This window comes from Selenomonas bovis DSM 23594 (assembly GCF_000381005.1).
GTDB classification, from domain to species: domain Bacteria; phylum Bacillota; class Negativicutes; order Selenomonadales; family Selenomonadaceae; genus Selenomonas_C; species Selenomonas_C bovis.
The window spans coordinates 223,910-237,304 of sequence record NZ_KB908379.1 but is presented as its reverse complement, the minus strand read 5'-3'; the positions used below and the strand labels follow the sequence as shown (position 1 = coordinate 237,304).

At 59.0% G+C, this 13,395-nt stretch carries 11 protein-coding genes; 9 read left to right on the top strand and 2 right to left on the bottom strand.

What is annotated here, in order from left to right; translation table 11 throughout:
• The first annotated feature begins 38 nt into the window (after positions 1 to 38).
• Together groL and F599_RS0101140 are read left to right on the top strand one after the other, a co-directional pair.
• Positions 39 to 1,661: a chaperonin GroEL gene (gene groL, locus F599_RS0101145; RefSeq protein ID WP_019541697.1), complete on the top strand. Its 1,623-nt coding sequence runs from the start codon at positions 39 to 41 to the stop codon at positions 1,659 to 1,661.
• Between the two features lie 171 nt (positions 1,662 to 1,832).
• Positions 1,833 to 2,465: a YigZ family protein gene (locus tag F599_RS0101140; protein WP_033368920.1), complete on the top strand. Its 633-nt coding sequence runs from the start codon at positions 1,833 to 1,835 to the stop codon at positions 2,463 to 2,465.
• 88 nt (positions 2,466 to 2,553) lie between these two features.
• Here the strand turns inward: F599_RS0101140 and F599_RS0101135 are convergent, their stop codons facing one another.
• A complete protein-coding gene (locus F599_RS0101135) occupies positions 2,554 to 3,309 on the bottom strand; it encodes a DeoR/GlpR family DNA-binding transcription regulator (RefSeq protein ID WP_019541695.1) in 756 nt (251 codons plus the stop codon).
• A 487-nt stretch (positions 3,310 to 3,796) separates the two neighbouring features.
• On the opposite strand from F599_RS0101135, the gene F599_RS0101125 reads away from it, so the two are divergent.
• The 4 genes from F599_RS0101125 (at position 3,797) to F599_RS16135 (ending at position 8,121) form a co-directional block, all read left to right on the top strand.
• Entirely contained in the window at positions 3,797 to 4,336 is a 540-nt protein-coding gene (locus F599_RS0101125; protein WP_240950734.1) for a peptidoglycan recognition protein family protein, read from the top strand.
• Between the two features lie 34 nt (positions 4,337 to 4,370).
• Positions 4,371 to 4,706, top strand: a complete 336-nt coding sequence (locus tag F599_RS0101120) for a hypothetical protein (protein WP_019541693.1) — start codon at positions 4,371 to 4,373, stop codon at positions 4,704 to 4,706.
• A gap of 483 nt (positions 4,707 to 5,189) precedes the next feature.
• Positions 5,190 to 6,518: a ShlB/FhaC/HecB family hemolysin secretion/activation protein gene (locus tag F599_RS0101110; RefSeq protein WP_169337801.1), complete on the top strand. Its 1,329-nt coding sequence runs from the start codon at positions 5,190 to 5,192 to the stop codon at positions 6,516 to 6,518.
• Positions 6,460 to 8,121 carry a hypothetical protein gene (locus F599_RS16135; protein WP_211209059.1) on the top strand — a complete coding sequence of 554 codons (1,662 nt, stop codon included), beginning with the start codon at positions 6,460 to 6,462 and terminating at the stop codon, positions 8,119 to 8,121. The genes F599_RS0101110 and F599_RS16135 overlap by 59 nt, the downstream gene beginning before the upstream one ends.
• A 127-nt stretch (positions 8,122 to 8,248) precedes the next feature.
• Here the strand turns inward: F599_RS16135 and trpD are convergent, their stop codons facing one another.
• Positions 8,249 to 9,265 (bottom strand): anthranilate phosphoribosyltransferase, encoded by a 1,017-nt coding sequence (trpD, locus tag F599_RS0101100; RefSeq protein WP_019541691.1) that lies wholly within the window; start codon positions 9,263 to 9,265, stop codon positions 8,249 to 8,251.
• Positions 9,266 to 10,079: 814 nt separating this feature from the next.
• On the opposite strand from trpD, the gene F599_RS0101095 reads away from it, so the two are divergent.
• The 3 genes from F599_RS0101095 (at position 10,080) to F599_RS0101085 (ending at position 13,342) form a co-directional block, all read left to right on the top strand.
• Positions 10,080 to 10,331 carry a hypothetical protein gene (locus F599_RS0101095; RefSeq protein WP_019541690.1) on the top strand — a complete coding sequence of 84 codons (252 nt, stop codon included), beginning with the start codon at positions 10,080 to 10,082 and terminating at the stop codon, positions 10,329 to 10,331.
• A 133-nt stretch (positions 10,332 to 10,464) separates the two neighbouring features.
• The gene (locus tag F599_RS0101090) at positions 10,465 to 11,505 is read left to right on the top strand and encodes a phosphatase domain-containing putative toxin (RefSeq protein ID WP_019541689.1); all 1,041 of its coding nucleotides are present in this window, start codon (positions 10,465 to 10,467) and stop codon (positions 11,503 to 11,505) included.
• 118 nt (positions 11,506 to 11,623) lie between these two features.
• The gene (locus F599_RS0101085; protein WP_026327724.1) at positions 11,624 to 13,342 is read left to right on the top strand and encodes a methyl-accepting chemotaxis protein; all 1,719 of its coding nucleotides are present in this window, start codon (positions 11,624 to 11,626) and stop codon (positions 13,340 to 13,342) included.
• Positions 13,343 to 13,395: the final 53 nt, after the last annotated feature.

Below are 13,395 nucleotides of genomic sequence, written 5' to 3'. Positions count from 1 at the left end.
AGTAAATATTCGTATAGATTCCTGGAGGTAACTACAAGATGGCAAAACAGATTCTTTTTGAAGAAGAAGCCCGCCGCGCGCTCGGCCGCGGTGTTGACGCACTCGCAAACGCAGTCAAGGTCACGCTTGGTCCTAAGGGCCGCAACGTCGTGCTCGACAAGAAGTTCGGCGCACCGACGATCACGAACGATGGCGTGACGATCGCGCGCGACATCGAGCTTGAGGATCCGTTCGAGAACATGGGTGCCCAGCTCGTCAAGGAAGTCGCCACGAAGACGAACGACATCGCTGGCGACGGCACGACGACGGCGACGCTGCTCGCGCAGGCCATGATCCACGAGGGCATGAAGAACGTCGCAGCCGGCGCGAACCCGATGATCATCAAGAAGGGCATCGACAAGGCCGTCACGGCGCTCGTCGATGAGATCAAGGCGAAGTCCAAGAAGGTCGAGGGCCAGGCGGACATCGCACAGGTCGCGACGATTTCCTCCGCGAACGAGGAGACGGGCAGCCTCATCGCCGAGGCGATGGAGAAGGTCGGCAAGGACGGCGTCATCACGGTCGAGGAATCCAAGACGATGAAGACGAACCTCTCCGTCAAGGAAGGCATGCAGTTCGACCGCGGCTATATCTCCCCGTACCTCGTCACGGATACGGACAAGATGGAGGCTGCGCTCGACGATCCGTACATCCTCATCACGGACCGCAAGATTTCCGCGATCAACGACATCCTGCCGATCCTCGAGCAGGTCGTAAAATCCGGCAAGCAGCTCGCCATCATCGCTGAGGACGTCGACGGCGAGGCCCTCACGACGATCGTCGTCAACAAGCTCCGCGGCACGTTCAAGGCTCTCGCGGTCAAGGCACCGGGCTTCGGCGATCGCCGCAAGGCCATGCTGCAGGACATCGCAACGCTCACGGGCGGCAGTGTCATCAGCGAGGAACTCGGCCGCAAGCTCGACAGCGTGACGCTTGAGGATCTCGGCCAGGCGCACAAGATCGTCTCCACGAAGGACGAGACGACGATCATCGGCGGCAAGGGCGACAAGGACGCCATCGCTGAGCGCGTCGCGCAGATCAAGCAGCAGATCACGAAGACGACGAGCGACTTCGACAAGGAGAAGCTCCAGGAGCGTCTCGCAAAGCTTGCGGGCGGCGTTGCCGTCATCGAGATCGGCGCAGCGACCGAGGTCGAGATGAAGGACAAGAAGTACCGCATCGAGGATGCTCTGAACGCAACGCGCGCCGCTGTGGAAGAGGGCATCGTCGCAGGCGGCGGCACGACGTTCATCGACATCCAGCCGGCACTCGACAAGATCGAGGTCGAGGGCGATGAGAAGGTCGGTGTCAACATCGTCCGCCGCGCCATCGAGGAGCCGGTTCGCCAAATCGCGGACAACGCGGGTCTCGAAGGCTCCGTCGTCGTCGAGAACGTCAAGAAGGCTGGCACGGGCGTCGGCTTCAACGCGCTCAAGAACGAGTATGTCGACATGATCGGCGCCGGCATCGTCGACCCGGCCAAGGTCACGCGTAGCGCCCTCCAGAACGCGGCATCTATCGCTTCGATGGTGCTCACGACGGAGACGCTCGTCGCCGACAAGCCGGAAGAGCATCCGGCGGCACCGGCAGCACCGGCTGGCGGCATGCCCGGCATGATGTAAGTGAAGACCCTATGATAGAGTACACAGAAGGGACTGCGAGAGCAGTCCTTTTTGTGTGTCCGCTTTTATGCAGAGGCAGGCGAGGCCTGAGATGATTGCGGCGCGGGAAGACTTTGTTTATAATAGAGGTACTGGGAGAGGAAAAGGAAGGATGGTCCGTGGTAAAGGATGATGAAGAGCTATCGCACAATCCAGGGGACGGCCGAGGCCGCCTATGAGATACAGAAATCGCGCTTTCTCACGCATGTGAGCCATGCGGCGAGCGAGGAGGAGGCGCGCGCCTTCATCCAGGCGAGGAAAAAGGAATTCTTTGATGCGCGTCATAACTGCTCCGCCTATGTGCTTGGTGCAGAGGGCGCGAAGCAGAAGTCGAACGACGACGGGGAACCGGGCGGCACGGCGGGGAACCCGATGCTCGAGGCCATCAAGCAGCAGGGACTCACCGATGTCGTCGTCGTCGTCACGCGGTATTTCGGCGGCATCAAGCTCGGGGCGGGCGGACTCATCAGGGCCTATCATCACAGTGCGATGCTGGGGCTTTCTGTCGCTGATATTGTAGAGATGGTACCGTTCTGCGTCGTACAGCTCCGTATCAGCTATCCGCTTCTGGCCGCCGTCGAACATTATCTGCGTCAGGAGGAGATTCGCACGGGAGAAAAGGAATATGCGGAGGATGTCATGATTCCCCTGCTGCTGCGGGAGGAGGAAGCGGCAGCCGTCTGTGAGGAGCTCACGAACCTGACGGCCGGTACCGGCAAGCTGCAGCGGGCGGGGATACAGGTTGTCGCTGTGCCGGTCGCCTGAGCCGCGCGAAAAGCCCCATACGCCCCTTCGGTAGCGAAGAGACGTATGGGGCTTGGCACCTGTGGAAGACGCCAGGAGAAGAGCATGCTCAGTCGAGCAGATCGATGTGTTTCTTTTCCAGCAACGTGCGCCAGCCGCTGCTCACCGGCTCATCTGTGACGATGGTCTGGATGTGATCGAAGTCAAAGGAATGCACGAACGCCGTCTGGCTGAATTTCGTATGGTCGGCGAGCAGGATGGTCCGGTCGGCTTGCGATGCCATGCATTCCTTGAGGACACTTTCGTCCTCGTTGGATTCCATGATGCCGCGTTCTTTGCTGAGACCCTTGCAGCTGATGAAAGCGAGATCGACGTTATAGTGTCGGAGCGTTCCCTGGGCAATATGGCCGACCAGCGCGCAAGAGTTTTTTCGCAGCGTCCCGCCTGTGGAGATGAGATGGTGCGGAGAGGAAAAATAGTCGTGCAGGATGCGGGCAGAGTTGGTAATGATGGTGAGATCCTTCTTCTGCTGCAGACGGGCCAGCAGGGCGAGGCATGTCGTGCTGGCGTCGATCATGAGGCTATCACCGTCGTGCACGAGCGCAGCGGCCTTGCTGGCGATGATTTGTTTGTTCTCGCTCATGATGGTGTTGCGCTTGAGGAAGGAGATGTCTTCCCTCGTGTGCTCGCTTAGCACAGCACCGCCGTAACTGCGGCGCAACAGGTCCTTGCTTTCGAGCTTTTCGAGGTCGCGGCGGATGGTCTCCTCCGTCACCTTGAAAAGCTTCGCAAGTTCTGCAACATAGACTTTCTGTTCGTTGTTCAGTTTTTCCATGATTTGACGACGCCGTTCGATACCCAACATGATGGCAAGCACACTCCTTTATCAGCTACAAGCACTTATGAATACGGTGCATTGTTCTCCGTGAAATCAGCCAATCGCGCTGCGCCTATCGAGGCGCGCTCCTAGAGACTTATGTTATAAAAGATATATCTAATTATTATATTCTTAATTATAATAGATAACAAAATAAAAAGCAACAACAAAACAAGAAATCGGAACATTGTTCTATAATTCGTACGGAATTTGTACGGAGAAGTGAAGGATAAGTGAAATATGCTGCGGAATGTGAAATATGCTACAGGAGTATCCTGTAAAATTTCATAAAAGGAAACTATAATGAAATGATGAAGAAAGCGCTGATTTCTGGTAGAGGCGGGATGGTTCGCCTGAGTGGCTGCGATGTCAGTGCTTGGCAGGAAAGGCAGTGATTCTCCGTTCAGAGATGAGAAATATGACGCGAAGGGATTTTATCAAGCGAGTTGTTTTAGGCGCGACAGGGGCTATTCTCTTGCCATTGACAGTGCCGCTCCTTTCTGCGGAAGCTGCATGGCAGACAGGGGGAGCGGCGATGGGCATCCGCGTGAAGGAGACGTATTTGTCCTTTCGTTCGCTCTCGAACCGTGAGCAGACGGATGTCATCATCCTCCATCACATCGGTAATACGAATGCCGATGTCTCGGCAGCGACGGTGCATCAATGGCACCTCGCGAACGGCTGGGCGGGCATCGGCTATCATTATCTGATTCGCAAGGACGGCACGATCGAGCGCGGGCGTCCGCGCGATACCGTAGGCGCGCATTGTTACGGCGAGAACTGGCACAGCATCGGCGTGAACATCGTCGGTAATTTCGAGACGAACGAGCCGACGGCGGCGCAGATCGACGCGGCGGAGCGTCTCGTCGCAGTGCTTTGCCGCCTGTATGGCCTGCGGCCGAGCGGCGAGACCATCAAGGGACATCGCGATTTCAACGCGACGGCCTGCCCCGGCGAGAACCTCTATGCGATGTTGCCGGATGTGGTTGCGGGCGTGCAGTCATATTATATGTAAATTGCGCGCGGTGAGCTGGGGAGGAGGAAGAGGCATGAGCTTTCACTATCGTTGGTTTTCGCAGGACGAGGAACTGACCGATGCGCTGGGGAACCGCCAGAGCAGGGCGGCGCTCGATCGGCCGGCACGGCCGCGTACCGCCTATACGCGTGGCGAGGTGCTGAGCATGGTGCTCTCCGTGCTCGTCCTCTTTTACGGTATCGCGGTCTTCGTCGTGCCGTTCGTGATGTTCGGCATCGCGTTCTTGCTCTACGAGCTGCACCGATTGCTGCCCCTCGTGCTCGGCCCAGCGGGCGTACCGCTCGCGCGGGGGATGCGTGCGTTCAGCCTCGTGACGCTCTTTGGAGCGGTGCTGCTGCTCTTCTTTTGAGGAACCACTGATTAATTCGGCACCCTGCCTTTGCGTATCTGCACTGTCCTCTCGTCGTCGACAAATCCTCAGCGTAGCTCTGCTACGCCTCCGGTTTGTCTCCTAGAGAGATACAGCGCATCTACGCAAATTCAGGGCACCTCATTTAATCAGCGGTTCCTTGAGCGTGCCGCGCGCATCTGCGCGGTGGTCGGCTAAAAATCTTGTGAATCAGCCCATCGGGCAGCTCTTTGTGAGCCTGCGCGGTGGGCTGATTTCTGTTTCTGGGGAAGTTGTCTGTGAAACAAGGCGGATTCCTCTGCTGTTCATGTGCTTTTGTCTTGCGGGGGGGGACAACTATGTTAAGATGAAATGGTAAAAGTCAAAGTTCTCATTTAAAAATTGCTGATACATTCAGGAGGTTTCCTTTGTGCAAATCAGATGACGCTCAGTTGTATAGCAATTTTTTGCATGGGGAATGGGAGTAGAGAGGATGTAGATGTTATGAGGAGAAAAGGATTGTCCCTCATGATTGCCGCGGGCCTTTGCCTGGGAACGGCTTCCATGCTGTCACCCTGCGGGCATGCCGCGGCGTCGATGGTCATGGATGTCTCCAGTGTGACGATCTCTGGTAACCAGCAATGGAGCGAGAGCATGATCCGCCGCATGGTGCCAGTGCTGCGTGAGAGCAAGATCGATGTGGCGGAGCTCTCCAGAGAGCTCCAGCTCGTCAACGACACGAATGCCGCGGAACTGACGGCGGACTTTGTACGCCAGCAGGATGGGCACTATCACCTCACCGTGGCGGTGAAGGAGAACCAGGCGGCGCATGTCGCGGTCAATGTCAACAATGCCGGTGACGACTACACCGGTGACTGGCGTATGAGCACTTCCTATACGAACAGCAATCTGACGGGGCGTGCGGACAACCTCGGCGTCGCCTTCGTCACATCTCCCGGCCACTGGGACGATGTCAAGCAGGCGGCGCTCGTCTACCGCGCGCTGCTCCCACAGGCAGGCGATTCGGCCTATTTCACTTACAGCTACTCTGATGTCGATCTGGGGCAGATCGCGAACTTCAGCGGCCTCGGCATCAGTGCGACAGGACGCGGGCAGACGGTAGGAGCGCACTATCAGCACAATTTCCAATACACGCAGGCGCGGAAGAATTTCCTCGATTTCGGCATCGACTACAAGCATTACAAGAACGCGCAGGACTACGACTATGCCGGGAGCCGTCTCCTGCACGACGGCGTCGACTTCGAGGTCACGACGGCCTCCGTCTCCTACGCGGATATCCTGCGTCGTCCCTCTGATTTCTTCGCCTGGAGCCTCGGTTATACGGGCAACATCAACGGCAATGAGGACAAGTTCAACGCCTATCGCTACGGCAGCGACAAGCAGTTCAACCTCATCAAGGCCAGCTTCAACTATCAGTATCGCCTGCCCGCGAACTGGATCGTCGGCCTGCGGATGAACGGGCAGTACACGAAGAGCAATGTCGTGACGACGGAACAGATCGGCGCGGGCGGCAGCACGAGCATCCGCGGCTTTAAAGAGCGTGTGGCGAGTGCGGACAAGGGCTACGTCGGCAGTTTCGAGGTCTACACGCCGGAGTTTGCGAAACACCAGCGCTTCGTGTTCTTCAATGATTTCGGACGGCTCGTCAATAATCACAGCTACAACGGCGAGCTCACGGGGGAAACCCTCGCGAGCTGCGGTCTCAGCTACCTCTATTTCGACAAGGAGAACGGCTGGTTCGGCACGCTGAGCTATGCCAAAATCTACGACGATCTCGACAGCTGCCAGAGTCATGCGCATTTCAGTCAGTAACGCAACACTGAGTGCCGCAGGCCCGATGGCGCTCATCGGCGGCAAGGTTGATGTGACTGGCTCGACGCTGACGACGCGGGATTTCGAGGTCGTTGCGGGAAAGAGCTATACGAACGGTGGCAATACCGTCAACGGTACTGACGCAACGAATGTCTCGATCAGTGGTTCGACGCTTCATTCGAATGAGGACGCAACGCTGGTCGGCTCCAATATCAACCTTGCCAATACAAAACTCGAAGTAGGCACGCCGACGGACCATACGTACGGCTCGAACGGTGTTGTCCGCATTGCGGCAGCCAAGAATGTGACGCTGACCGATGATAATACGAATGGATTTGTCATTGGCTCCGTCAATCAGACAGGCAATCTCACGATGGACAAGGTGAATATCTCGGCCTATGGCACTGTCATGGCCTATGGTAAGACGGTCAAGCTGCAGGATTCTGTTCTCAGCACGACGAACGACGAAGCCCTCGCCATCAACGCGGTGAATACCTATAAGAGAGTCAATGGCACATCGGATAGCTGGACGGCAACGCCGGACAACACGATGGAGGTCTCCGGATCGACGCTCACGGATCAGGGCATCATCGAGCTCAGCGGCGGCAAGATAACGGTGGAGAAATCCCGCCTGACTGCGACGGGTGACGATGGTTTCGTCGATGTCAGTGCCCGCGCTTCGTATACGGATGCGGATGACGGCCCCTATGTCAACAAGGCCGTCGCTGGCATGGATGTCAATGTCAAGGACACGAAGCTCAGCGGTGATGATGGCGTCGGTGTGTTCGGTCATACGGTGACGGTCGATGGGGATTCCTCACTGACGAGCAAGGCGGGCAAGGTCTTCCTCGCTGCGGGCAAGACTGTCGAAATGACAGATGATAGCCTCAAGGGTGACGGCGATCCGGTCAATATCGGCAAGAATGTCAAATATGACGCATCCAAGACGTTGTTTGCGCCGGACAAGAAGCTCATCGAGACAACGAAGCCGAGCGATCCGGGCACGAAGCCGAGCGATCCGGGCACGAAGCCGAGCGACCCGGGCACGAAGCCGAGCGACCCGGGCACGAAGCCGAGCGACCCGGGCACGAAGCCGAGCGATCCGGGCACGAAGCCGAGCGATCCGGGCACGAAGCCGAGCGACCCGGGCACGAAGCCGAGCAAGCCGTCCGTGGTGACGCCGGATCCGCAGCCGGCGGCTGACATCGCAAAGAACATCGCGCAGGGCCAGGCGGATATGACGAAAGCGCTGCAGGAGAACCCGCAGCAAGCAGCCGCAGCTGTAAAGCAACAGGCGGAGAAGCTCAGCCGCAGCACGATGACGGAGACGGAGAAGGTCGCCCAGCTCAAGGGCTATGTCGAGGCCATCCAGGCGACGCAGGAGAGCGCGGAGACGAAGAACGATTTGCTCGTTGTGGTCGTTAAGAACTTTGAGCCAACGCAGCAGGCTGGTCTCGACGCGCAGAGCAAGCAGGATGAGGCCGCGCAGAATCAGATTGCGAAGGCAGCTGCTGCGGCCGAACCGGTAGAGATGCAGCAGTCGCGTTTCTCTGAGGACATTGTTTCGCCTGTTACGGTGGATGCGGTTGCCACAGAGGGCTAAGCCGTAGGAAGAATGAGGAGATAGGCTTTTTCTGATAGGAAAAGCTTATGCAGATAAAAAACGGCGTACCGTTCGCAGTTCAGCGAATGATACGCCGTTTTTCTCTTGATGCCCTGCGAGTCTCGCCTCACTGCGAGAGCTTCGCGAATGCCGCGATTTTCTTGAATCCCGCGCCGTTTTCGATGAGCGAGCGGGCGACGCCGATGCCGTCTGCGATGCTTGCGGCCTTGCCGCCGAGATAGATGGCGGCGCCGGCGTTCAGGAGGACGATGTCGCGCTTCGGCCCTTGTTCTTGCCCCGCGAGGATGGCGCGCGTGATGGCGGCGTTCTCCTCAGGCGTGCCGCCCTTGATGTCGTCTTTTTTGCAGCGCGTGAAGCCGAAGTCCTCCGGCTGGATGACGTAGCGCTTGAACCAGCCGTCCTTGAACTCGCAGACGCTCGTAGGCGCGCTCAGCGAGATCTCATCGAGGCAGTCCTGCCCGTAGATGACCATGCCGCGCTTCACGCCGAGGCTCATGAGCACTTGGGCGAGCGGATCGAGCAGGTACTCGTCGTAGACGCCGAGCAGCATGGTCGTCGGGTGCGCCGGGTTCGTGAGCGGGCCGAGGATGTTGAAGACCGTGCGGATGCCGAGCTCCTTGCGCACGGCGCCGACGTATTTCATCGAGGCGTGATATTTCTGCGCGAAGAGGAAGCAGATGTTGATCTCCTTGAGGAGCTCCACGCATTTCTCCGGCGAAAGGCTGATGTTGATGCCGAGCGCCTCGAGGCAGTCGGCGGCGCCGGACTTCGACGAGGCGGCGCGGTTGCCGTGCTTCGCGACCTTGATGCCCGCGGCGGCGATGAGGAACGCGGCCGTCGTCGAGATGTTGATGCTGCCCGCGTGATCGCCGCCCGTGCCGACGATCTCGAGGACGTCCATGTCGTGCTCGACCTGGAGCGCGTGGTCGCGCATGGCGGCGGCGGAGCCGGAGATCTCGTCGATCGTCTCGGCCTTTGCGCTCTTCGTCGAGAGCGCCGCGAGGTAGGCGGCGTTCTGCACCTGGCTCGTCTCGCCGTTCATGATCTCGTTCATGACGGTGTAGGCCTCGTCGTAGGTGAGGTCCTGCTTGCTGACGACTTTCTCAATGGCTTCTTTGATCATGGGAAACGCTCCTTCCAGCCGGAGGCGATTGCAAAATAAAAGTCCCCGGCAGTCATAAGATACAACTACCAGGGACGAATGCTCGCGGTGCCACCCTGCTTCATGGAAAACCATGCGCTCACGGAGTGCTATCACACTCCCGGCAACTGACGTATGCCGCCAACACGTCGCTCAGTACTCGGCGAGGCCTTTCCCAGCGCCCTCCGCGGCCCATCGCGCGCAGCCTGTTCCATCCGCATCCCAGCAGCGCGGACTCTCTTCGGGGCATGGCTGACGCTATCTCCGCCTCATCGGTTTGATTTGCTTATGAGGATAGCACGGAGATGTAAAGTTGTCAAGGGGGAGTACCTTTTGCGGGAAGTTGCTCCTAAAGACGTGTGAATCCGGGATGGATTTCCCGTGAAATGAGAAGAACTTCCGATTGAACATGACGGAGGAGTTGCGTTATACTTAACGCGGATAGAGAAAAGGTTGAAATTATGGGGAATTTCATTTAAGGAAGCGCTGATGAAATGAGGTGCCTTGAATTTGCGAAGATATGCTGTATCTCTCTAGGAGAGAAGCCGGAGGCGTAGCAGCCAAAACGCTCTATCGCGTTTTGTGCTGAGGATTTCAGGGCGACGAGAGGATCGTGTAGATACGCAAAGGCAGGGGGTCGAATGAATCAGTGATTCCTTAGAAAATGAGAAGGAAAAGGATTTATCAACAAAAGGAATGTTACCGCTCTGACGATGGCTCTGACCCTGCCGTTTGCCTGTCCGCAGCCGTGAGCGCTGCACCAGAGGATGAGGCACAGGCCGCGGAGGTCGCGCAGATGAAGGAGGAGATCGCGGCGCTCTCGGCGCGGCTCAATACGCTCGAGCAGCAGCTTGCGGCAGCGCAGACGAAGCAGGAGAAAAAGGAAAAGACGAGCAAGGCCAAGAAGGGCGCGGACATCGTTTGGTCCGGCTCGACGAAGACGGGCTATATGTACGATCAGGAGAGGCATGGCACGGTCAAGGCGGAGGTGCGGCTCAAGGCGAAGACGAATCACCGATTCATGCAGGATTTTACCACTTCCTGTTGAAGTGGATGAGAAGGGGAACCGCGAAGCGGTGGAAGAGGTGCTGCACGACGGACAATCGCGCTGAATGAATCAGTGCTTCCTAACTATTGGGATTCCGCGCAGACGCGCGGATAGAGTAAAGGAGTAAGTTGTTATGAAATGCTGGCAGAAGCATGCCATTCTTTGCAGTCTCTTGGTCGGGGCATCCATCTGGATGCTGCCGCAGGCCGACGCGGCCAAGGCGCCGGAGCAGACGGTGACGGAGCCCGTTGGGAGCTACGCGCGCGCGGAGCGGCCGCAGGACTTCGAGGGCTTTGTCTGGCGCCTCGACAACGACGGCAAGGAGGCGTTGCCGCGTAATTTCCGCACGTCGGCTGACGCGCTGCGCGCACCGAATAAGAAGTTCCATCTCGACGCCGCGTATGTACCGTCGCGCGAGGGCATGGATGCGCTCCATATCTCGGGCAGCTCCGCGTTCACGCCGGCGCAGCTCAAGAATGTCGTCGCGAAGCTGCGGGAGAAGACGGCTGGCCCTATCTACGATGTTGACCTGCGGCAGGAGTCGCACGGCTATCTCGACGGCATCCCCGTGAGCTGGTACGGCGAACGCGACTGGGCAAATCTCGGCAAGAGCCAGCATGAGGCGCTCGCCGACGAGCGGCACCGCCTGCACGCAGCGCTCCACAAAACGGTCTACATCGCGCCGCTCGGCAAGCACAAGCTCCCCGAAGGCGGCGAAGTCCGCCGCGTACAGAAGGTGCAGACGGAACAGGAAGTCGCCGAGGCCGCGGGGATGCGCTATTTCCGCATCGCGGCGACGGATCATGTCTGGCCGACGCCGGAGAACATCGACCGCTTCCTCGCGTTTTACCGCACGCTGCCGCAGGGTGCGTGGCTCCATTTCCATTGTGAAGCCGGTGTCGGCCGCACGACGGCGTTCATGGTCATGACGGATATGCTGAAGAATCCGTCCGTATCGCTCAAGGACATCCTTTATCGCCAGCACGAGATCGGCGGTTTCTACTACGGGGAGTTCCCCATCAAGACGAAGGATAAAGATAGCTGGAAGACGAAATATTATAGGGAAAAGATCGTGATGATCGAGCAGTTCTACCGCTATGTGCAGGAGAACTGCGCGGATGGCTACCAGACGCCGTGGTCGGTCTGGCTCAAGAGCCATCCGGCGAAGGCATAAAGGCGCGGGCGGCGGCCCGGAGCCAGGGAAATGGCGCTGCCCGCACGGGACGCGCGGCGGCGGATGCTGCGCCGGTCAGGGATGATTGACGGCAAAAAGGGAAGAAAGGATGGTTTTCATGGGGTGGATCAACGATATCAAGGTCTCGTTCAAGATCCTCATTCTCGCGGTTATCGCGGCGGTCGCGTTGCTCTCCGTCGGCTATACGGGGTACAGCATGCTCGACCAGGCGAATTACCGCATGAGCAAGATGTATAACCAGAAGCTCAAGAGCATGCAGTCGGTCGATGAGATGAAGTATCTCATGCGCGACATGCAGACGCATGAGCTGAACCTCGCGGACAGTGCGGACGCGGAGGCGCAGCAGAAGAACGTCAAGACCATCGAGGATATCAACAGCCGCTTCCACAACCTCATGGACGGTTATACGGAGAACGCGAAGGGAATCGAGGGTGTGCCGGAGCGCATCGAGGCAGCGAACAAGGCTTGGGGCGACCTCTACCAGACAGGCAAGCAGATCGAGTCGCTCGTCAGGGAGGGAAAGAACGACGAGGCACGCGCGCTCTACTTAAAGGAGGGGCAGGCAAATAGTACGGCGGTCGGCAAGCCGATCAAAGAGCTCCAGCAGATGATCGCGGACAACGCGGAAGAGGTCTATCAGCGCAACCTCACGAAGGCGGGCGAGGCGACGCGCAACATGCTCATCGAGGGCATCGTGGCGATGATCGTGCTCGTCGGTGCGGCCATGTGGATCTCGCGGGAGATCACGGGCCCGCTCCACGCCATGCAGAAGACATGCGAGAACCTCAAGAACGGCGATTTCCGTCTCGTCGAGCGCACGGTGACGCGCGGCGATGAGTTCGGCGCCATGGCGACGACCATCGCCGAGATGCAGGTGGGCCTCAATCAGCTCATGCACGACACGAACGACTCCGCGAGCCAGATCGCGGCGGCGAGCGAGGAGCTCTCCGCGAGCTCCGAGCAGTCAGCGCAGGCGTCGACGCAGGTCGCGGAGTCTGTGCAGCGCGCGGCGGATGCCGTGCAGGCGCAGGAGGGCGAGGTCGAGAAGGGCACGCAGGCCGTGACGGAGGCAAACGACTCCGTCGGCAAGATGCACCATCAGGCTGAACGCGTCGCTGCGCATGCCCAGGAAGCCTACGAGCGCGCCGACAAGGGCAGCGAGGCCGTCGCGGGCTCAGTCGCGCGCATCAAGAGCGTCGAAACGACGGTGCAGCAGTCTGCCCAGATCGTCGACAAGCTCGGCAAGAGCTCGCAGGAGATCGGCACCATCGTCGAGACCATCGGCTCCATCGCCGAGCAGACGAACCTCCTCGCCTTGAACGCCGCCATCGAGGCGGCGCGCGCGGGCGAGCACGGCCGCGGCTTCTCCGTCGTCGCGGACGAGGTGCGCAAGCTCGCCGAGGAATCGGCGCAGGCCGCGCAGAAGATTGCCGACCTCATCGCCGCCATCCAGAAGGACACGGGCGCGGCCGTCGCCTCCATGCAGGATGGCAGCCAGGCCGTCGCCGAGGGCGCCGCCTCCGTGGAGAACCTCAAGCAGGCGTTCGAGGAGATCCGCGTCTTCGTCGACGGCGTCTCGAAGGAAGCGAACGCGATGGCGACGGAGATCAAGAAGGTCAATGACGAGACGAACAACATCGCTGGCCAGATGCAGGAGATCGACGCGCAGGGCACGACGGTGTCGAGTGAGATGGAGAACGTCTCTGCCGCCACCGAGGAACAGTCCGCCTCCGCGGGCGAGATCGCCACGGCGAGCGAGAGCCTCTCGAAGCTCGCGCAGGAGCTCACGAATTCCCTGCAAAAATTTCAGTATTGATCCAGACGGTAAGGAGTCATCGCGCAGGCGGTGGCTCCTTCGTTGTAGGTACG